Source organism: Streptomyces sp. NPDC127595 (genome assembly GCF_042671685.1).
Classification (GTDB): domain Bacteria; phylum Actinomycetota; class Actinomycetes; order Streptomycetales; family Streptomycetaceae; genus Streptomyces.
The window spans coordinates 591,008-611,401 of record NZ_JBHXWK010000005.1 but is presented as its reverse complement, the minus strand read 5'-3'; the positions used below and the strand labels follow the sequence as shown (position 1 = coordinate 611,401).

The 20,394-nt window shown below is 66.7% G+C and carries 18 protein-coding genes; 15 read left to right on the top strand and 3 right to left on the bottom strand.

Annotated elements, in window-relative coordinates; all coding sequences use genetic code 11:
* Positions 1 to 156: 156 nt before the first annotated feature.
* Both ACFVKT_RS19750 and ACFVKT_RS19745 read left to right on the top strand, forming a co-directional pair.
* Positions 157 to 813 carry a hypothetical protein gene (locus tag ACFVKT_RS19750; RefSeq protein WP_385733115.1) on the top strand — a complete coding sequence of 219 codons (657 nt, stop codon included), beginning with the start codon at positions 157 to 159 and terminating at the stop codon, positions 811 to 813.
* Entirely contained in the window at positions 801 to 1,847 is a 1,047-nt protein-coding gene (locus tag ACFVKT_RS19745; protein ID WP_385733113.1) for a hypothetical protein, read from the top strand. The genes ACFVKT_RS19750 and ACFVKT_RS19745 overlap by 13 nt, the downstream gene beginning before the upstream one ends.
* Positions 1,848 to 1,956: 109 nt before the next feature.
* Here ACFVKT_RS19745 and ACFVKT_RS19740 read toward each other — a convergent pair whose 3' ends face one another.
* Both ACFVKT_RS19740 and ACFVKT_RS19735 read right to left on the bottom strand, forming a co-directional pair.
* Positions 1,957 to 2,385 carry a hypothetical protein gene (locus ACFVKT_RS19740; RefSeq protein ID WP_385733111.1) on the bottom strand — a complete coding sequence of 143 codons (429 nt, stop codon included), beginning with the start codon at positions 2,383 to 2,385 and terminating at the stop codon, positions 1,957 to 1,959.
* Positions 2,386 to 2,398: 13 nt separating this feature from the next.
* Entirely contained in the window at positions 2,399 to 7,000 is a 4,602-nt protein-coding gene (locus tag ACFVKT_RS19735) for a DUF6531 domain-containing protein (RefSeq protein WP_385733109.1), read from the bottom strand.
* 356 nt (positions 7,001 to 7,356) lie between these two features.
* Here ACFVKT_RS19735 and ACFVKT_RS19730 point away from each other — a divergent pair, with 356 nt between their 5' ends.
* The 10 genes from ACFVKT_RS19730 (at position 7,357) to ACFVKT_RS19685 (ending at position 17,347) form a co-directional block, all read left to right on the top strand.
* Positions 7,357 to 8,013 (top strand): hypothetical protein, encoded by a 657-nt coding sequence (locus ACFVKT_RS19730; protein WP_385733108.1) that lies wholly within the window; start codon positions 7,357 to 7,359, stop codon positions 8,011 to 8,013.
* Positions 8,001 to 9,047, top strand: coding sequence for a hypothetical protein (locus ACFVKT_RS19725; RefSeq protein WP_385733106.1), 1,047 nt, complete (start codon positions 8,001 to 8,003; stop codon positions 9,045 to 9,047). Before ACFVKT_RS19730 ends, ACFVKT_RS19725 begins: the two co-directional genes overlap by 13 nt.
* A 42-nt stretch (positions 9,048 to 9,089) precedes the next feature.
* The gene (locus ACFVKT_RS19720; protein WP_385733104.1) at positions 9,090 to 9,407 is read left to right on the top strand and encodes a hypothetical protein; all 318 of its coding nucleotides are present in this window, start codon (positions 9,090 to 9,092) and stop codon (positions 9,405 to 9,407) included.
* A gap of 155 nt (positions 9,408 to 9,562) precedes the next feature.
* Complete coding sequence (locus ACFVKT_RS19715) at positions 9,563 to 10,750, top strand: hypothetical protein (protein WP_385733102.1); 1,188 nt, start codon at positions 9,563 to 9,565, stop codon at positions 10,748 to 10,750.
* Between the two features lie 91 nt (positions 10,751 to 10,841).
* Entirely contained in the window at positions 10,842 to 11,468 is a 627-nt protein-coding gene (locus ACFVKT_RS19710) for a hypothetical protein (protein ID WP_385733100.1), read from the top strand.
* Between the two features lie 35 nt (positions 11,469 to 11,503).
* Positions 11,504 to 12,226: a hypothetical protein gene (locus ACFVKT_RS19705; protein WP_385733097.1), complete on the top strand. Its 723-nt coding sequence runs from the start codon at positions 11,504 to 11,506 to the stop codon at positions 12,224 to 12,226.
* A gap of 142 nt (positions 12,227 to 12,368) precedes the next feature.
* Positions 12,369 to 13,259 carry an aminoglycoside phosphotransferase family protein gene (locus ACFVKT_RS19700; RefSeq protein WP_385733095.1) on the top strand — a complete coding sequence of 297 codons (891 nt, stop codon included), beginning with the start codon at positions 12,369 to 12,371 and terminating at the stop codon, positions 13,257 to 13,259.
* Positions 13,260 to 13,656: 397 nt separating this feature from the next.
* The gene (locus tag ACFVKT_RS19695) at positions 13,657 to 14,205 is read left to right on the top strand and encodes a DUF2231 domain-containing protein (protein WP_385733093.1); all 549 of its coding nucleotides are present in this window, start codon (positions 13,657 to 13,659) and stop codon (positions 14,203 to 14,205) included.
* Between the two features lie 301 nt (positions 14,206 to 14,506).
* Positions 14,507 to 15,940, top strand: a complete 1,434-nt coding sequence (locus ACFVKT_RS19690) for a nitrate/nitrite transporter (protein WP_385733090.1) — start codon at positions 14,507 to 14,509, stop codon at positions 15,938 to 15,940.
* A 138-nt stretch (positions 15,941 to 16,078) separates the two neighbouring features.
* Positions 16,079 to 17,347 carry a uroporphyrinogen-III synthase gene (locus ACFVKT_RS19685; RefSeq protein ID WP_385733087.1) on the top strand — a complete coding sequence of 423 codons (1,269 nt, stop codon included), beginning with the start codon at positions 16,079 to 16,081 and terminating at the stop codon, positions 17,345 to 17,347.
* Here ACFVKT_RS19685 and ACFVKT_RS19680 read toward each other — a convergent pair.
* A complete protein-coding gene (locus ACFVKT_RS19680; RefSeq protein WP_385733084.1) occupies positions 17,299 to 17,850 on the bottom strand; it encodes a DUF1772 domain-containing protein in 552 nt (183 codons plus the stop codon). The genes ACFVKT_RS19685 and ACFVKT_RS19680 overlap by 49 nt on opposite strands.
* Positions 17,851 to 18,026: 176 nt before the next feature.
* On the opposite strand from ACFVKT_RS19680, the gene ACFVKT_RS19675 reads away from it, so the two are divergent.
* The 3 genes from ACFVKT_RS19675 to ACFVKT_RS19665 all read left to right on the top strand — a co-directional run bounded on the left by ACFVKT_RS19675 (position 18,027) and on the right by ACFVKT_RS19665 (position 20,246).
* Positions 18,027 to 18,614, top strand: coding sequence for a CGNR zinc finger domain-containing protein (locus ACFVKT_RS19675; RefSeq protein WP_385733081.1), 588 nt, complete (start codon positions 18,027 to 18,029; stop codon positions 18,612 to 18,614).
* Positions 18,615 to 18,858: 244 nt separating this feature from the next.
* Positions 18,859 to 19,434: a sigma-70 family RNA polymerase sigma factor gene (locus ACFVKT_RS19670; RefSeq protein WP_266460930.1), complete on the top strand. Its 576-nt coding sequence runs from the start codon at positions 18,859 to 18,861 to the stop codon at positions 19,432 to 19,434.
* On the top strand, positions 19,431 to 20,246 hold the full coding sequence (locus ACFVKT_RS19665; RefSeq protein WP_385733079.1) for a zf-HC2 domain-containing protein: 816 nt from the start codon (positions 19,431 to 19,433) through the stop codon (positions 20,244 to 20,246). The genes ACFVKT_RS19670 and ACFVKT_RS19665 overlap by 4 nt, the downstream gene beginning before the upstream one ends.
* Positions 20,247 to 20,394 lie beyond the last annotated feature (148 nt).

Here is a 20,394-nt window from a genome sequence, read left to right as displayed (position 1 = left end):
CTCAACCGAAGGTCCCGGCCCCTCAGTTAGGGCTACTCTGTACCGCTATGCCCGAGACGTGTTCCCTCTCGGGCGCACTTTGCCCTGGTGTCGCCCCGCGTGCCCCCGATACCGTAACGCTGCCCTCCCGAACCCCACCCCGCACAGGAGTCTGCCGTGAACCGCCGTCCCCGTTTGCTCGCCATGGCCGCCTTTGGTGCGGCCGCGGCCTTCGTTCTGACTGGGTGTGGGGGCGGTGGCAGTGATTCCGCGAGCAACGACAAGATTGTTGGGGCTGATGCGGGGGGTGAGACGTCGGCTTCGCCGAGCGCCTCTGCCTCAGAAGCTGGCAGTCGACCGAAGATCGAGCTGCCATCGGATCTCACGTACGCCTTCACCCCGGATCAGACCGGCGACGCCGTCCAGGACGCGGTCCTGAAGGACAACGCGGAGTTCATTCGCGCACTTGATGCGGCCATTGATGCCCAGAACCCTCGGTTGCCCGCCCTGGAGTTCTACACGGAAGGCGAGGGCGCGGTGACCGCCCAAGAGTGGGTCGAGTCCTTCACGGATGTCGGTTGGACGGTCACCGGGTCCGTGCGTTACTTCGACCGGCAGGTGACCGTGAGGTCCAAGGATTCTGCGTCGGTCAGCTACTGCGCGGACGAGAGCAAGGGTTTCAGCAAGGTCATCAAGACTGGTGAGGTCAAGAAAACGAAGGTCACCAAGGACAGTTACGTCGCTTACGGCGTGCAGGTGGAGAAGAACGAGAAGGGGGTCTGGGAACTCGTGAAGATTGTCTCTACCCGAGGGGCGGACAGGTGCCAGCCATGAGTCTCCTCTCCCGCTTCGCTGTAACCCTGCTCGTGGCGGGTTTCGCCGTGACGATCTCAGCGCCTGCGGCAAACGCCGACCGAACTCCGCCTGGGGGCGGGTCGGTCGGCGGTGGAACAGGCCCCGGCCCGTCTGGTGACGTCGACGGCGACACCATCTCCGCCGGCGCTGGCGGTGTTGTCTTCGACCGTTCGAAGAACGGCAGCGGCAGTGCTGTCGGAGCTGTCACTTCCACCACGTCCTGGACCCCGCCTGCCTGTTGGTACGCCCCGAAGTACACGCCGGCGCAGCTCCAGGCCTATCTGGAGCCGATCTGGGAAGCCGGTTCGACCGGCTACGAGTGGGACGCGGAGCAGCGTAAACGCTATGTCGACGGTGATCCGTACAAGGACTTCAACAAGGACAAGACAGGCGACGGCTATTTCTGGGACTCGTACGTAAACAAGGATTACCCGCCCGGCTGGGACAACTGCGAGGAGCCGATCTTCTGGGTGGATACCGGTGACCCCCCACCCGCCGACATTGAGAACGCGATCACGCCCGAGATTCTCGCCCAACTCGCATACGCCGAGATCCGTGTGCCCTCTACGAAGGTGGATCTGGCGCCCGAGGGCACGACCAAGGTGAATCTGCCGACGTGGGCGTGGCTGGACACGGCCGAGTTCAAGCCGGTGTCGGTCACGGCGTCGGTTCCGCTGCTCGGCATCAACGCGACGACCGTCGCGGAGCCGGTTTCGTTGAAGATCGAGCCGGGGACGACCGATGCCACGACGTATCCGGCCTCCGGGGTGTGTGAGATCAACAACGGCCGGATCGGAGAGGCTTACGCGGCCGGCAAGGCGGATGAGACCCCGCCGTGCGGAGTGAAGTACCTGCGCTCCTCCGGGGACGACTCACACAAGCTCAGGGCGACCATCACCTGGAAGATCCACTGGACCGGAACCGGTGTGGCCCAGGAACAGGCCCTGCCGGACGGCGAGTTCGGGGCGGAGCAGGCTGTTGTCGTGCAGGAGATCCAGGCCGTCAACCGCTGAGCGGTAGCTGAGCCGAGTTGACCGCCCCGGCACTGTTGGCTCATTGGCGGATCGGTGTCGCAGATGTCGGGCGTGCGAACAGTTCCTCTGGGACGGTATGCCGTATTGCTCAGTTAAATCCATTGTCGGAAAAGGGGTCGGAGCGGTCCCCCCAGTGAAAACTGTAGGACCCGTCTGCTCCATGGGGGACGGCGTGCAAGCCGCGATCCGGGAGGTTGAACTCTTCCCGAACCCAGCCGTCCATCGCCAGTGCCGCTACTTCCGACCGGAAGTGAGCGAGCGGGAAGGTGAGAGACGTGACCTTGATGGTCAAGCCGGCGGGGTGATTGGCTGCCAATTCAGAAGAATGGACCGCCAGCCCGAAGGAAAGCCATGCCGCATCGCGCCAGTTGATCCCCTCGGGAGGCGTCAGCCATACGTTACGGTAGACCTGCAGTCGGAACTCGTCACTTGTGTCGGAGGTGCGGTATTCCGCTGTCACGTCTGCTGCCAGACCGCCGAAGGGGCTGCTGAGGCGGTATTTGAATGTGCTGGTCATTTTCTCTCGAGACCTAGAATTTCAGTAGATGGAAGACCGACTTGCTGAATATGTTCTCCGCCTGCCCCATTCCGGTGGGCGCCCGTACGTAGTCATAGTCGTGAGGCGCTCCGTCCCCCCACAGGCGGCTGTGTTTGTTCGCGAATTCCGTCGCAGCGTCCTCGCCGATTTCATGAAGGTCTATCTTCTTCATTTTTGAGAAGTCGCTCGCGCTGACTCTGAACGGCATGACTTCTACGTCAGCTCCACGGGAACGAAGCCGTTCGGCGTAGCGGTCGGCATCTGCACGTGATTCCCATGAGTAGACCCCCTCCCCGTAGTGACCTCGGTTCTCCGCAGTGGGCCACGGGGTTCCGTCGCCGCGTAGGCGGGCGGCATTCTCGGAATCCTGTACGGAGTAAAACTCATGGTAATCAGGAGCCAACCCTAGACTGTCGGACCGAGTGTGCGGGGTGTTGACGTAGGCGACGGGGTTCGGCGCGGGCTCGAGACCGAGTGGGTCGGGAGACAGATACCGGGCCGTTTCAGGGTCGTAGTGCCGGAAGTAGTTGTAGTGAAGCTCGGTTTCCGAGTCGAAGTACTGGCCGGGAAAACGGAGCGGTGTGTACGTCGTGCAGTTGGCGGACCAAGCGGTCCGACCCCACACCGTGCTCCGCGCCCGCCACGCGACCTCACCCGTCTCGTCGATGAGCTCGCTCGGCGTGCCGACGAGATCAGTGACTATGGCGAAGAAGCGGGAGTCGATCTCTTCTTGTGGGGCCTCTACCTCAGTGATGCGTTCCGTCTGAGTAATCGGGTGAAGACCCTGATGGTCCCAGGTGAGAGTGACCGGGTTGGGCAACTCCCGGCCGGCGGTGGTCTGTTCGCAGAGTGTCGTACCGTCCCAGGCGAAGTCGGTGCGCTCGACGACCGTTTCACCATCGGCGGCCATGCGGAGCTTGGCCGTGCGGCGGCCCATCGGGTCATAGGTGTAGCGCCACAGCGTTCCGTCAGGGGTGACGGCAGAGGTCAGATGGTCTTCGGCGTCCCAGGTGTAGCGCCAGGTGTCCGGTTTGCGGGACAGGCGCGGCTTCTGGCGCAGTGTGATGCGCCCCAGAGCGTCGTGTTCGTAGCGCACCTGGCCGGCGCGTGTGATCTGTGTGCCGGTGTAGGCGCGGGGCCCTGTTGCCTCGTGGCTGGGGTGGTTGGCGGGCCATGCGGCATCTGTCTGGTTGCCCGCCTCGTCATAGGCGTACGTCTCCGTCCAGTTCGCCGCGTGGACCGCGGTGACCCGGCCCGCCGCATCGAGGTCGAAGCGGCGGGCGCCGGCCAACTGATCGTCGATGCCGATGAGATGGCCGTCCGCACGGTAGGTGTACTCCCGCTGTTGCACCGAGTGACCGTCCGGCGCAGTCACTGACTGGGCCGTGAGGTGGCCCATAACGTCGTACGTGTGAAGGAGAGAGGTGAAGTCACCGGTGTGACGGGCTAGTTCACGCCCCACTGGGTCGTAGCCGAAGTCGACGGTGCGGCCCGAGGTAGTGAGGTTGGTACGGCGCCCTGCCGCGTCGTAGCCCCAGGTGCTGATGGCTCCCGAAGGCGTTGTGCGCCCGGTACGGCGGCCGAGGCGGTCGTACATATAGGTGAGGGTGCGCGTACCCACTGTCTCGGATTCCAGACGGCCCAGGTTGTCGTGGAGGAGCGTGACAGTGGTGTCGGGGCTCGTAGCCCGGACAAGTCGGTCGGCCGCGTCGTAGCTGAAGGTCGTGACATATCCGTGGGCGTCCTTACGGGTGATCTGGCCGAGGACATTGCGCTCGTAACGGATCGTCTGGTCGAGGGCATTCGTGCGAGAACGAAGGCGCCCCGCCTCGTCGTGGACGTAGGTGAGGGTGCGGTCGTCGAAGTCCGTTTCGGAGATCAGACGGCCTGCGGAGTCGTAGGTGTAACTCCAGCTCAAGCCCTGCGGGTTGGTCACCTGGGTGAGGCGCAGTTCGGTGTCGTGTGTGAAATCGTGGCGTACGCCGTCCGGGCCGGTGCGCGCGGACAACAGATCGAAGTGGGTGTATTCGTACCGGGAGACGGCACCTGTCTTGTCGGTGTAGGTGGTGCGGTTGCCCTCGCCGTCGTACGTCCAGGACTCCACCGTGTCGTCCGGGCCGACGCGACGCGAGAGGAGTCCGTCGGCCGTCCACTCGAGACGGGTGGTGGCGCCCAAGGCATCTGTGATCGCAGTTGGCCTACCGAAGGCATCTCGTTCACAGCGGGTTATGGAGTAGAGGGGGTCGGTGACCGAGACGGGGAGGCCGAACGCGTCACAGGTGACCGCGGTGATGTTGCCCGACGGATCGGTGACCGAGGCGAGGCCGCCCGTGTCGTCGTATGCGAAGTGAGTGGCAAGACCCGCCGGATCTATGACCGTTGTGCGGTTGCCGCGCTCATCGTATGTCTGGTGCCAGATTGCGCCGTCGGGGCTCACCACCTTCACCGGAAGGCAGAGCTCGTTGTACTCGGCCCGGACCTTGCGGCCGTCCGGGCGCGTGACCTCGATGGGTTGGCCGCTCGCGTTGCTTGCGATCTGCGTGGTGTGACCGAGTTCGTTTGTCTGCGACACCAAGTGGTGGTGGTCGTCGTACGCGGTGTGGACGATGCCGCCCAAGGGATCTATCTCGGCTACGACTTGGCATTCCGCGTTGATGACGAATCGGGAGACGTTGCCTTCGGCGGTGGTGAGGGTGGTGACGCGGCAGTCGGGCCAGCGGGGGTCGGCTCTGTCGTAGTCGAGGGTGATGGTGAGGTGGCCGCCCTCGCCGCCCTCGGCGATGCACCGATCCCGGTCGTCGTAGCTGTATGCGTAGCTTCGATCGTTGCTGTCAGCCCATGAGGTGATGCGCAGGCGTTCGTCGTACGTGAAGGTGAGCGGGTGACCGGTTGCGTTGATGACCGTGGTCAGGGCTCCGTCGGTGTAGCCGTAGCGCTTGATGGTGACGTCTGTGCCGTCTTCGGCGGCGCCCGCGAGGGCGAGGGTGGTGATGCGGCCTTCGTCGGTGGTGAGGGTGAGGTGGTAGCCGCCGGAGTGACGGATGGCGCACGGGGTGCCGTGCTCGTCGTAGTCGAAGGTGATCGTGTTGAGGTTGCGGTCGGTGATGCGGGTGAGCAGGGCGATGCCGGTTGTGGGACGGGTGAAGTGGCGTGCGTGGCCGGTCAGCGGGTCGTCGATGCGGTATCCGCCGTCGGCCAGGCGGGTGAGGGGCCGGCGGGGTCCGGCCTGGGGCAGGACCGGGATGCCCGGTTCGGCGGGGTGGGGATAGGCAAGGAGCAGGCCGTCCTCGGTGACGAAGACCACACCGTGTTCATCGACTTCGAGGCGCTGGTCGAGGGTGGAGGCCCAGGTGGGGCCGAACCACCAGCCGGTGCGGTGGTCGGAGGCGACCCGGCGGCCGAAGACGAGCGGCAGGCTGCCGGGCAATGTGATGTCGGTCTGCGGCAGGAACATCGCACCGGTGGCCATGTCCACCGGGTCACTGCCCTTGGAACGGACCACGTTCTTCAGCCGGTTGTACGCGCCCTTCGCCCCGTCCGCGAGCGCACCACGGGCCGACTTACCCAGCCCCCGCACCGCGAGCCCCATGCCTTTCATGCCGCCCCGGAGTCCCTTGAGGGCGGCCGCCCCGCCCTTGAGACCCTTGGCGAGGCCGCCGAGAGTGGTCAGCCCCTTCATACCGGGTATGCAGTCCAGCGCCGCGAACCCCACATCCCACAGGGACGCCTGGCCCTTCGCGTATTTGTTGAGGGTGTCGGCAAGCACGACGAGGGCCGCGATCAGCACGATCGCACCGAGGATCGGCCCCCCGATGATCATCGCAATGATCCCGACAACGGCCACGACGACCTTGCAGACCGTGACGATGGTGTCCCAGTTGTCGGAGAACCAGTCCCCGACCTCCTCCCACCACTTCCGGTTACGGATCCCCGCGTCCGACGCCTCATCGATCTTCGTCTTGGCTTCGCGTGCCGCTTCCTCGCGCATGGTGCGGGCGTCCTCGGCCATCTTCTTCGCCGCGTCCAGTGCTTTCTGCGCGGACGACACGTCCGACTGGGCCGACGTCTGCGCCGACTTCGCGTGCTGCGCATCCCGGGTGGCGGCCCGGACCTTCGCCTCGTCCGGCTTCTCCGTACTCTTGCTGCCGGTCGGATCGTCCTTGTACTTGTCCGCTTCCTTACCGGCCCTCGTCACCCACGAATCAGCCGACGAGAGACGGGACTTGGCCGAGCTGAGGTCGGCCTGCGCCGCACGGCCGTCGGCCAGCGCCCGGTCGGCGAGAGCCTGCGCGCGCTCCAGCTTCGGCCAGTACGCCGCCAGCGCACCCCCCGCCATGTCGTACGACGACTTCAGCTTCCTCAACTGCTTCGGAACACCCGAAAACTGATCCTGGAACGCCTTGGCCGACTTCCCCGCCCACTGCAGGACCGCCTCCTCGCCCGCCATCCCCTTGATCAGACGCAGCGCATCCCCGACGTCATCGGCAAAGTCCTGGAGATTCTTGGCGAGATCGCGCACCCGGTCCGGATCACCCGGCGTGGGGTCCCTGTCCAGGTCCAGGACATCCCAGTCCCTCGGCCGATTCCCCACCACGCCGCAACCCCCGTCACGCCTGTCTCACTAATAGTCGTACGCGGGTGCGAAGTTACTAGGTGTGTGTCAGGGAGGGAAGGTACGTCAGCGCGGGGATCGGGTCGGCCGTGTGTGGGATGGGCGGCGGTGGTCGGGCCGTGGGGAGGGGTTGCGATTCTTTGCGGTGGCCAACGAGGCGACGCATCCTGATCTCTGTCGTCACTCAATCGGAGGGTCCGAGCCGTCGGCCAGGCATGTTCTGCATCGTTATGCCTGACTTGCGATCCCTGTTCACGTTATTCGCTCTGGTGTCGCCCTGCACGCCCCCGATACCGTATCGCTGCCCTCTCGAACCCCACGTCGCACAGGAGTCTGCCGTGAACCGCCGTCCCCGCCTGCTCGCCATGGCCGCCTTCGGTGCGGTCACGGCTCTCGTTCTGACTGGGTGCGGGGGCGGTGACGGTGACTCCTCGGGCAACGACAAGATCGCTGGGGCTGATGCGGGGGGTGAGACGTCGGCTTCGCCGAGTGCGAGTGCGACGAGCACCGGCGTGCGTCCGGAGATCAAGTTCCCTTCCGATGTCCAGAACACTTTCGAGGAGCAAAAGACCGGGGACGCGAAGAAGGACGCTGTACTCGCCGACAACGCACAGCGCATCAATTCCGTGGACGATGCGATCTTTCAAGGGACTGTGAATACCGATGCGTTGGGCTTCTACAGTGCAGAAGGCGCCTTGGACAGCGCGAGGACGTTCGTTCAGGGTTACTTGGAGGACGACCGGACCTGGACGGGGACGACCCGGTACTTCGACCGCAAGGTGACGTTCCTCGACGACGGCAGTGCTTCTGTCATCTATTGCTCCGATGAGAGCAAGTCCTTCCTCAAGAACCGGAAGACAGGCAAGACCGAGAAGACGCCGACAACGTCTGACAGTTACGTGTTGTACAACACGAAGCTTGTAAAGAACTCTGATGGCGTGTGGCAGACCACGAACGTTATCTCGAAGCGAGGTGCTGACCAGTGCCAGCCGTGAAACGCCCGTGCACCGTAGTGACATTGGCTTTGCTTGTCTGCTTTGCGGCGCTCGTTCCGCAGGCCGCCTATGCCGGTGGTCGCGGTGATGAAGGAAACGAGAACACCACACCCCAGCCAAGCGGTAATGCCACCGACGACGGTACGCTCTCCGCCACCGCTGGGGCTGTCGTCTTCGATCGTTCGAAGAACGGCTCGGGTGAGTCAGCGGGTCCTGTGGCCTCCACGACAACTTGGACTCCACCCGCGTGTTATTACGCCCCCAAGTACAGTCCAGTCCAGCTGCAGAATTACTTGGAGCCGATCTGGGAGGCCGGATCGACCGGCTATGAGTGGGACGCCTCTCAGCGGGATCGTTATGTCAACGGGAACCCGTACACGGACTTCAACAAGGAGAAGGCCGGCGACGGCTATTGGTGGTCCTCGTACGTCACCGAGGGCCGCGAAGGTGACCCAGGCGCCCAGGCCTGCACCAAGCCCTTCTTCTGGGTGGACACGAATGACGATCCGCCGGCGGACATCGCGGAAGCGATCACGCCGGAGATGCTGGCGCAGTTGGCGTACGCCGAGATCCGCGTGCCGTCGACCAGGGTGACTCTGGCTCCTGCGGGCACGACGAAGGTGAACCTGCCGACGTGGGCGTGGCTGGACGCGGCGGAGTTCAAGCCGGTGTCGGTGACGGCGTCGGTTCCGTTGCTCGGTATTAACGCGACGACCGTTGCGGAGCCGGTTTCGTTGAAGATCGAGCCGGGGACGGCCGATGCCACGACGTATCCGGCGTCTGGGGTGTGCACGCTCAATGGTGACAAGTCGATCGGTGAGGCGTACGCGGCCGGTAAGTCGGACGAGACTCCGCCGTGTGGGGTGAGGTACCTGCGTTCCTCGGGTGACGACTCGTACAAGCTCAGGGCGACCATCACCTGGAAGATCCACTGGACCGGCACGGGTGTGAACGAACCGCGGGACTTGCCGGACGGCGAGTTCGGGGCGGAGCAGGATGTTGTCGTGCAGGAGATCCAGGCCGTCAATCGTTGACGTCGGGGCAGCCGGGCACACGGGGAAGAGTTTGGGAGAGACGTGGCGGATCGTCTGGCCGTTGACGGCGACGAGTTGGCGCACTTCATGAAGATGCTCAGGAAGTCGACCGACTCACTGAGGGGGCTGCGCAGGGCGCTGGAAGACGCGACCGTCACAGGCCTCGGTACCGACGACCTCGACCGCGCCTGCGAGGACTTCCAGGACGAGTGGAAGTACGGAGCTGATCAGATCGGCGAGCAGACCGAAGATCTCGCCAAGATCATCGGAAAGAGCAAGGACAGCTACCGCGAGGTCGACAAGGCCTTGGAGGAAGCGCTCAAGAAGCCCGCAGAGGGCAAGGGCGGGGGTTCGAAGTGACAGATTCGTCCGGTAGCGGGGACTCGGGAGCTGCCCTCGACCCGCGGTCCCGAACCGACCTCGGCAAACCTCAAGGACTCAAGTCCGCCCCGCATATCCCGAACCCTGACTACCCGCACCTGGGCTTCAACCCTGTGCCGGGCAGCACCGAGACAGTGAGCGGCCTCCACAAGAAGCTCGTCGGGTGCGCCAAGGTCCTCGAAGAGACGCATGAGCTTGTCAGCAAGTTGATGGACGGCAGCTACTGGGAGGGTGATGCGGCTGTCGCCTTCCGTGAGCAGCTCGACGGCGGTCCGCTGCCGTTGAACCTGAAGAACGCCGCTCACTCCATCCGTAAGGCGGCCAAGCAACTCCACCTTTGGGACGGGGAGTTGGATGAATTCCAGCGTCGAGCGAAACGCCTTGAGGAAGACGCGAAGGACGCGCAGGCCGCCGTGGACCGAGCAAAGGGGCACGCCACTCAGGCGGGCAACAGTCCTGACCTGGAGAAGAAGGGCGCCAAGCACGACGACGCCCAGAAGGCCCTGACCCAGGCGAACACGGCGGTGGACGACGCCGAGGACGAGCTGGAGAAGATCCGGGGCAAGGCCCGGAAGCTCGCGGAGGAGCACGAGCATCAAGCTCAGTACCGCGCAGGCAAGATCCGCGACGCGACGAAGAAGCTTGCGCCGCACGAACCGGGGTGGTTCGACTCGGCGCTCGACTGGGTTGTCGAGAATCTGCCGGACATCCTCAGCACCGTGGCTGCGGTGGTCGGGCTGGTGGCTCTGTTCGTCTTGACGGGGGGTACAGCGGCCGCGGTGCTGTTGCTTGTTGCTGCGGCGCTGAGTGCTTCGGCGCTGACCATCAGGGTGTTCGGTGATCCAGCGCTACGGGCTTCCCTGTGGGACGGCTTCACCAAGGGCGAGCTCGACACTGACTTTTGGAGCAGCGTCGTCACAGTCGGTGGTGACGCCCTAGGCATGCTGCCCGGAGTCGGGGCAGTGGGTAAGGGCGCTGTGGCTGCCTCGCGGGCTACTGGCGAGGCGGGGGCGGCCATCCCGCTGGCGCAGCGACTGGCCCGATTCGGGAGCAGCACCATGGAGGACGCGAAGGCCATCTCCGGCCTGGACAACTCCCTGCTCAACCTTACGATTCGAGGCGCCCGAGCGGCTCGGACAATCAAAACAGTCGAGGTCACATCGGCCTCCGTCGGCGTGGCCACCGCGACCTTCGGCCTGGTCATGACCGCCGTGGACACTAATGACGACGGCATCAAGGACGGTTCCGTGGCGGGCATCGACGGAGCAAGGCTTGGCCTCGACGTCGGAGGGCTTGTCGACATCGCGCAGCACGTCTTCTGAGTCCCGAACAGAGAGAGCCCATCGCATGTACTCCACCGACTACCCCACTGCCTGGGACCATCCACCTACCCGACGGGCCTGGATCCAGCACATGACCATGATCGCCGGGCGGCTCGTCGGCTGGACCGCCGCCTGGTTCGGCAGCCTGTATCTCATCGTGGCGACACCTGCCTGGCTCGGCTGGGTCTTTCTCTTTCTACTCGTTTACGCGACCTACCGCGCCGTCCTCCAACTCGCCTACCTCCGCCCCTCCCTCCAAATCAAGCGTGTCCTGGGCCAGTACCCCTGGCAGTTCCTCACCGGCGTCCCGCGTGGTCGGAACAAGCACCCCCAGGTCGAGCAGGACGAGATGTGGTACGAGTTCCCCAATCCGGAGAAGCCCGAGGAGCAGATCCCGCTGCTCTTCCTCATGAACATGCGAACCTTCTGGTGGATGCGGCGCTTCGGTACAACGTCCACGAAGCCGGAACTCAAAGCGCAGATCGAGCCCCTCTGGTTCGCCGGAGACCCCCGCTTCATCGCCGTCATCGCGGCCAACAGCCGCCGCAGCAAGGCCCCTCGGCGGCTGCACCTTCTCTTCCAGCGCACGGCCACGGGTCGCCGGGGTATCGAACCGACCGACTGGAACGCGAGCCCAGCCGCGCTTGACCGTGCCCGCCGCGCCGGAGCCCACGTTCCCGACTCGGTGTCTCCGCCTCCGCCGCCGCGCCCGTACTGATCCGATAGAGGACAGGCGATACAGGACAGGACCCGATGACTGCCGCACCCCATTTCGTCGTCGCCGACTCGGCCAAGGACCCCGACGCCGACATCTGGTTCGCCGAACCCGCGGGCTTCACCGCGCTGCCCCTGGAATCCCTCGTTGCTCCGCCCGGCTCGCCGGCCGCCGACGAGTTGCGCACGGCATTCGTGCCGTTTCTGGAGGCAGCGCCTGATGGACTGGCTCGCCAGCAGCTCGTCGCCCAGGTTGCAGCAGGACAACAGATGCTCGGCGCCCTGCGCGAGGTCGGCACCGTCCACTGCTCAATCGGCCTGCATCGCGATGACGTAGCCGAAACAGGCAGTGGCCACGGCCCGCCCCTGATTTCCCTCTTCACCCTCTCCTGGCGAGACACAGCCGTGGCCCCAAGGGCCGTCACCGCCGCACGCGCCGTGACCTCCGCCGAGGTCCGGACCCAGACCCCGAACTTGACCCCGAACCCGACCCATATCGACTACCTCGAACTGCCCTGCGGCCCGGCCTCCATCAGCGAGACCGTACGTAGCGCCTCCGCCGACAGCGGCCTCCCGCAGTCGCCCCTTCTCCAGATCCACGCCCACCTGCCCCACCTGGACTGCAAGCGACTGGTTGTCCTCACACTGAGTACGACGGCTGTGGCCCGTCGCGAGCAGTACCGCGCGGTCCTCCAGCAGATCGCTGAGTCGGTCAGTTTCGAGAATCCCTTCGAACAGGCGGCCACGAGCGAGACCGGCTGACCGTGGGACAGGGGGCGGCGCGTGGAGTCCCGTGGCGGATGCGGTCGTGGGAGAAATCCGGTCGACAGGCGGGCCCGCCCCGGGCTGTGATGGGCGTGCCGTCCGTCGTCCGGAGCGTGCCGACCGTAGGAGGGTTTTCTTGGTGGCGGCCGGGAGGACCGTGGATATCCGTCCCTCGATCGATAGCGCGCTGGTCAGGCGGCTGGTCGATACGCAGTTTCCGCAGTGGGTCGGGCTTCCTCTTGAGGTGGTTGAGCCGGGTGGCTCGGACCATGTGATTCATCGGCTGGGGGAGGAACTGTCCGTTCGGTTGCCCCGCCATGCCGGGGCCAACGGGCAGACGGAGAAGGAGTCCTGGTGGTTGCCCCGGCTTGCCCCGCACCTGCCCCTGGCCGTCCCGGTTCCGGTGGCCGTCGGGGAACCGAACTTCGGGTATCCGTGGCCGTGGGCGGTGTCCCGTTGGCTGGACGGCGAGGTGGCGACCGTCGAGGCGCTGGCCGACTCGTCCCGGGCTGCCGTTCAACTCGCCGAGTTCCTACGCGCCCTGCAGCGGTTCGCGCCCGAGGATGCCCATGAGTACCGGGACCTCACCGTTCGGTCGCTGGCCGGCCGGGACGGTGCGACACGGGCCGCGATCGCGAAGGTAGGCGGTACGTTCGACCCCGCGGCCATGACCGAGCTCTGGGACGCGGCCCTGAGCGCCCCCGCATGGGATCACCCTCCGGTCTGGTTCCACGGCGACTTCCACACCGGCAATCTGCTCACCGTCGACGGTCGCCTCAGCGCGGTCATCGACTTCGGAGAGCTCGGTGTCGGCGACCCGGCCTGCGATCTGACCATCGCCTTCTCCCTGATGTCGGCCGGCCCCCGGGCCGCCTTCCGGGCCGCGCTCGGCGTCGACGACGCCACCTGGATCCGAGGCCGCGGCTGGGCCCTGGCCACCGGCCTGAACGCCTACGTCTCGTACGCCGCCGTCAACCCCCGGGTCGCCGCGCAGACCACCCGTCAGATCACCGAGGCCCTGACCGGCTAGGCAACGGTGAGAAGCGCGCGAGTTCACAGAATCCTGGAGCCATGCGGGAGAACGTCGACGCCGAGCCGGGGCAGGAGGACCCACTGACCCAGTTCGTGTCCGAGATGTCGACACCCGAACTCCTCGAGTCAATCACCCGCGAACTACCCGCGCGAGCTCTGCGGCCGACGGCTCGACACACTACGCGCAACCACCCACCAGCCGGCCATCCAAAGGTTCCAGAAGATCCAACCGGTTGCCGCATTAGGAGCGACGGCTGCGCGCCGAACGCGCCGGTCCGGCCTCCCGGGGAGTCGTCGGGGTAAAAGTGAACTGAGAGGCAGATGGGCTTCATGCGTTCGTCTACAGCTTGTAGTCGATTGCCGCTCCTCAATGTCTGCTCTTGAAGGAGTCTTCCGTGGGTCCCACTCTCATCAACGGGCTTCCGGCCCATGTGCTCCTCGTGCACTTTGTGATCGTGCTCGTGCCGCTCATCGCGCTGGTGCTGGTGGTCACCACGGTGTGGACCACGTGGATCCGCAGGCTGGGCGTGGTGCTGCCCCTCTTCGCTCTGGTCACCCTGATCAGCGTGCCGATCACGACCCACGCCGGCGAGTGGCTGGAGAAGCGCGTCCCCAGGGGGCCTCTGGTCCGCACGCACGCGGACCTCGGGGACACCCTGCTGCCTTGGGTAGCGGCGCTGTTCGTCGTCTCCGTGGCGGTGTGGTGGTTCGGCCGCAGAGCCATGGTGCACTCCTCGGCGCACAGGCACACGCACACGCACGCGCGGGCGGGTCTGAGCGGGGCGGTTCCTCTGAGCATGCCGGTGCGCGTGGCCGCGATCGTACTGTCCGTGGTTGTCGCCGCGGGTTGCGTGGTGCAGGTCTACCGGATCGGTGACTCGGGTGCGAAAGCGGCCTGGCAGAACGGGTTCTCGGCCACGCCGGTCAGCGGCAAGGGCAACTGACGCGGTACGCGTGCCACCGCGTCGGAGCCACCCACCCACCCACCCGCCCGCCCACCCACCCGCCGGCGCGGCGCGGCACGGACGCGGACGCGGGCACGGACGCGGACACGGACACCGCAGCGGCTCGCGGGAGGTGCCGACGATCTCCGGCATCCCCGACCTCACCACCCCACCCCCCACCAGAGTGAGAGCAACGTTCCCTTCCGGTCACCCACAGCCACAGTGCGGAAACGCGGCCTCCCTACCTTCGGGACTCATCCCCAAGTACGAGACCTGAGCACCGGAGAGCCGTGGAGGCGTCATGACAGCCCCAACCCCAGCCCCAAGTTCCGGACCCCCGCCCGCAGCCCCCACCCCCACCCCCACCCCCGCCCCCATACCGAGTCGGGGAGGCCACTGGATCGATCAGTGGGACCCCGAGGACGAGACCTTCTGGAAAGAGGGTGGCGAGAAGGTCGCCCACCGCAACCTCCTCTTCTCCGTGCTGTCCGAACACATCGGGTTCTCGATCTGGACCCTGTGGTCGGTGATGGTGCTCTTCATGGGGCCGGAGTACGGGCTCACCCCGGCCGACAAGTTCTTCATCGTGTCGATGGCGACGCTGGTCGGCGCGATCGTGCGCGTCCCCTACACCTTCGCCGTCGCCCGCTTCGGCGGCCGGAACTGGACGATCATCGCCGCGAGCATGCTGCTGGTGCCGACCGTGGCGGCGTTCGTCGTGATGGAGCCCGGCACGTCGTTCGGGACCTTCCTGGTGTGCGCGATGCTCGCGGGCGTCGGCGGCGGCAACTTCGCCTCGTCCATGACGAACATCAACTCGTTCTTCCCGCTGCGGAAGAAGGGCTGGGCCCTCGGGCTCAACGCGGGCGGCGGCAACATCGGCGTGCCGGTGGTGCAGCTGGTGGGGCTCGCGGTCATCGGGGCGAGCGGCGGGCCCAGGGTGCTGCTCGGGATCTACATCCCGCTCATCGTCGTCGCCACCGTCCTCGGCGCCCGCTACATGGACAACATCTCGTCCGTGAAGAACGACACCGGCGCCGCGAAGGAGGCAGTGAGGGACGCCCACACCTGGATCATGTCCTTCCTCTACATCGGGACGTTCGGGTCCTTCATCGGATACAGCTTCGCGTTCGGCCTGGTGCTCCAGACACAGTTCGGGCGTACGCCGCTGGAGTCCGCGTACGTCACCTTCATCGGGCCGCTGCTCGGCTCGCTGATCCGCCCCGTCGGTGGCTGGCTCGCCGACCGCTACGGCGGCGCGAAGATCACCCTGTGGAACTTCGTCGGGATGGCCGCCGCGACCGCGGTCATCGTCGTCGCCTCCATGCAGGAGTCGCTGGCGCTGTTCACCACCGCGTTCATCGTGCTGTTCGTGCTGACGGGCCTCGGCAACGGGTCGACGTACAAGATGATCCCCGGCATCTTCCAGGCCAAGGCCGCGGCCAAGGGGCTGAGCGGCGAGGAAGCGGCCGCCTACGGGCGTCGGCTCTCCGGCGCCTCCATGGGGCTCATCGGCGCGGTGGGCGCGCTCGGCGGGCTCGGCATCAACCTCGCCTTCCGGCAGTCCTTCCTGAGCGTCGGCTCCGGCACCGGCGCCTTCGTGGGCTTCCTCGCCTTCTACGCGCTCTGCTTCGCGGTCACCTGGGCCGTATACCTTCGCCGTCCGGCGGCCGCCGCGGAGGCTTCCGTACCGGCCAAGGAGGAGAAGCTCCAGCTCAGCTATGCCGAGGTGTGACGTAACACCGGCGACATGCGGCTGATCCGGGCCTGTCACGGGGCGTTGACAGGCTCGGCCAGCCGTAAGGCGAGCCCGTTACGGCCAGCCCTGAGTGCACGACGACTCGAGTGCAAGACGAGAGCCGGGACCACAGTCATGTACGACGAACAACAGCGACCAGGACCAGAAGCCCCCGCGCCGCACGGCCGCCTCACGGAACCCGAAACCCCGCCACACGGCCGCCTGGCAGAGCCAGAAGCCCCCGCGCCGCACGGCCGCCTCACGGAACCCGAAGCCCCGCCGCACGGACCGCTCGCGGGATTCACGGTGGGGGTGACGGCCGCCCGCCGGGCCGACGAGCTCGGGACGCTGCTCCAGCGGCGTGGCGCCTCGGTCGTACACGCGCCCGCCCTGCGTATCGTGCAGCTCGCCGACGACAGTGAACTGCTCACCGCCACCAAGGAGTTGATCGACCAGGCGCCGGACGTGGTGGTGGCCACGACCGCCATCGGGTTCCGTGGGTGGGTCGAGGCCGCCGACGGCTGGGGGCTGGGGGAGGACCTGCTCGCGCGGCTGCGGGGTGTCGAACTGCTGGCCCGCGGCCCCAAGGTCAAGGGTGCGATACGGGCCCAGGGGCTGACCGAGCACTGGTCTCCCACCTCCGAATCCATGGCCGAAGTGCTCGACCGGCTGCTGGAGGAAGGCGTCGAGGGCCGCCGTATCGCCATCCAGTTGCACGGCGAGCCGCTGCCCGGGTTCGTCGAGTCGCTGCGGGCCGCCGGAGCCGATGTCGTCGTCGTCCCCGTGTACCGGTGGATGCCGCCCGAGGACATCGCGCCCCTGGACCGGCTCCTCGACGTGACCATCACCCGCGGCCTGGACGCGATCACCTTCACCAGCGCGCCCGCCGCCGCCTCCCTGCTGTCCCGGGCGGAGATCCGCGGCCTGCTGCCCGAACTGCTCGCCGCCCTCCACCACGACGTGCTGCCCGTCTGCGTCGGCCCGGTCACCGCGCTGCCGCTGCAGGCCCACGGCATCGACACGGTCCAGCCCGAACGCTTCCGGCTCGGCCCTCTCGTACAGGTGCTGTGCCAGGAACTCCCCGGCCGGGCCCGTACGCTGCCCATCGCCGGCCACCGGGTCGAGATCCGCGGGCACGCCGTGGTGGTCGACGGCAGGCTGCGGCCCGTACCCCCCGCCGGAATGTCACTCCTGCGCGCCCTGTCGCGGCGCCCCGGCTGGGTGGTGGCCCGCGCCGAACTGCTGCGCGCGCTGCCGGGCGCCGGACGGGACGAGCACGCCGTCGAGACGGCGATGGCCCGGCTGCGTACGGCACTCGGCGCGCCCAAGCTCATCCAGACGGTCGTCAAGCGCGGCTACCGGCTCGCACTCGACCCGGCCGCGGACTCCAAGTACGACGTGTGAGGCCCTCGGTACAGCAGCAGGGCACGCGCCAGGCAGGCCAGCGCGAGTGTGGACAGCAGCGCCCGTACGACGTTCCACGCCACCCACGGGTCCTCGAACTCCTCGCGTACGGCGGCCGGGTCGGCGATCCTCGCGGGGTCGCCGGCGTCCATGATCTGGTCGTTGAGCGGGATGTTCACGGTGACCGTGAGGAGGAAGGCGAGCGCGACCGCGGCGAATCCCGCGAACACCCACCAGCGGTACGGCGACCTGCGCGCCTGCCAGGCGGCGACCGCCGCGAGGAGCGGTGCGCCCAGGAAGCTCAGGAAGAACACCGGGTTCTGGATCTGGTCGTTGATGTTCTGCATGACCTCGATGAACACGCGGTCGTCGCTGCGGGCGAGCGACGGCATGATGTTGCAGGCGAAAATGTAGAAGACCCCGGCGAACAGGCCCATCGCGACCGTGGCCGCAACCAGTACACCTCCGGCGGTCGTACGCCGCCCCGTGCTGTTGTCTGTCATGCCTCTCAGTGAACCGGCGCCACGGTGCGGGCGACATGGCCGAGCCGCGCGGTCCCATAAGCGGACGTCCAGGGCGCAGGCGGTACAAGGCCTTCCGGCCCGGGGTGCGGACATGCACTGTGGGGGTATCTATTAGCCAAGGCTCACGGCGGTAACCCCTAGGCGGTGACAGGCACATGGCATCGGGCATGGCCACGGCCTCGTACGAGCTGAGGTTCGACTCCGGGCGGATCTGCCTGGACCTCCTGGCGACCACCCACCCCGAGGAACGGCTCGACTCGGTGGACCGGCTGCGCGCCTGGATCGCCCGCTCCGGGCTGGTCCCCGCGGGCACGCCCCTGGCGGGCGCCGACTCCTCGTGGCTCGTCGGCTTCCGTGAACTGCGCGGACACGTCGACCGCTTGGTGCGCGGCGAACTCGCCACCCGGCCCGCCGACGCGGCCCTCGCCCGCGTCAACGCGGCCGCGCTCGGCACCCCGCCCGCGCCCTGGGCCGTACGCGCGGACGACGGTTCGCTGCGCCCCCGGCTGCACGCGCCGCCCGGTCACGCCGAGTTGCTCTCCCTGGTCGCCCGGGACGCCCTCGAACTCCTCACGGACCCGGCGGCGAGAGCGAGTCTGCGCCAGTGCGAGGGCGACAACTGCCCGATCGTCTATCTCGACACCTCACGCGGCCGGCGCAGACGCTGGTGCTCCAGCGAGGTGTGCGGCAACCGTGAGCGCGTGGCCCGGCACCGCCGGCGGGCGGCACTCGCCCGCGCGTGAACCTCCTGAACCTTCACGACAGTTGGTCCGAACCTTTACGACGGCCGGTTCGACCTTCACGACGGCCGCGAAATTGAGCGCTGACCGTGATCCGGGAATTGCAGGGCGTAACGGGGAGATTTTCTTCACATCCGGCTCAGGAAAGATGTGTGACCCCTTTGAACACGCGCGTGCCCATATCCGTACCCCGGTGTGAGCGATCGACGGGGAGACCCCGGTCGAATCGGTGACACCGGAGGTAGGCGTGCGCAAGGATTCCGCCGTGGCTGATGAACGCCCCCCAAGGGCACGACATCGCGCGTCTCAGTCCTCGGAGCCTGACGAGGAACTGATGCGCGCGCTCTATCGAGAACATGCGGGACCCCTGCTTGCCTATGTGCTGCGGCTGGTCGCGGGCGACCGGCAGCGCGCCGAGGACGTCGTACAGGAAACACTCATCCGTGCCTGGAAGAATGCCGGGCAGCTCAATCGGGCGACCGGTTCGGTACGACCCTGGCTGGTGACGGTGGCACGGCGCATCGTCATCGACGGACACCGCAGTCGGCAGGCCCGGCCGCAGGAGGTGGACCCGTCACCGCTGGAGGTCATCCCCGCGGAGGACGAGATCGACAAGGCGTTGTGGCTGATGACACTGTCGGACGCGCTGGACGACCTGACCCCTGCTCACAGGGAAGTCTTGGTCGAAACATACTTTAAGGGGCGTACGGTCAACGAGGCGGCCGAGACCCTCGGCATCCCCAGCGGCACCGTGCGGTCCCGGGTGTTCTACGCCCTTCGCTCGATGAAGCTGGCGCTGGAGGAGCGGGGGGTGACGGCATGAGTACATACGGGGGATACGGAACGGGTGGTCCGGGAGCCATGCAGGGTGCACGGGGAGAGCAGAACCCCGGTGACATTCACGAGACCGTCGGCGCGTACGCCCTCGGCATCCTCGACGACGCCGAGGCAACCGCCTTCGAAGTCCATCTCGCGAGCTGCGAGTGGTGCGCCCAGCAGCTCGACGAGCTCGCCGGGATGGAACCGATGCTCGCCGCGCTCGCGGATCTGCCCGCCTCGCAGGGCAGCCCGGCGATCGGCGAGTCGCTGGCCGCACGCCCGAGTTCACAGCTCTCGGTACGGCTGGTCGACGAGGTGTCCGACCGGCGCGCCAAGAAGCGCCGGCAGAGCTTCTACATGGTGGCGGCCGCGGCCGCGCTGATCATCGCAGGACCGCTGGCCGTGATCGCGGTCGACGGCGGCGGTACCACGACACCCCAGGCGCAGGTCACCAGCCCCGCCAAGGAAGCCTTCGACGACCTGACCGACAAGGTCACGGCCACGGACCCGAGCACCAAGGTGACCGCTGTGGTCGCCATGGAGTCCAAGCCCTATGGCACCTACGCCGTCCTTGAGCTCAAGAACGTCGCGGGCCCGGAGAAATGCTCCCTGATCGCGGTCGGCAAGAACGGCGAACGCGAGACGGTCACCTCCTGGTCGGTCCCGGAGTGGGGTTACGGCCTCCCCACTGCCAAGACGGACCAGGCCAAGTCCCCGCTCTACGTGAACGGCGGCGCGGCCTTCACCCCGAACGAGATCGACCACTTCGAGGTCATGACCTTCGACGGGAAGCAGCTCGTGTCGGTGGACGCGTAACCGGTAGGACGCGTAACTCGTACAGCTCGTGGAAATGGTCCATAAACGGTCATGGAAACGGACGCATAAAGGGACGCATGAGCGAACCTGGAGCGCCCGCGTAGCCTAAGGGCCCCCCTTCGCGTACGGTTGACGGCTGCCCAGCACG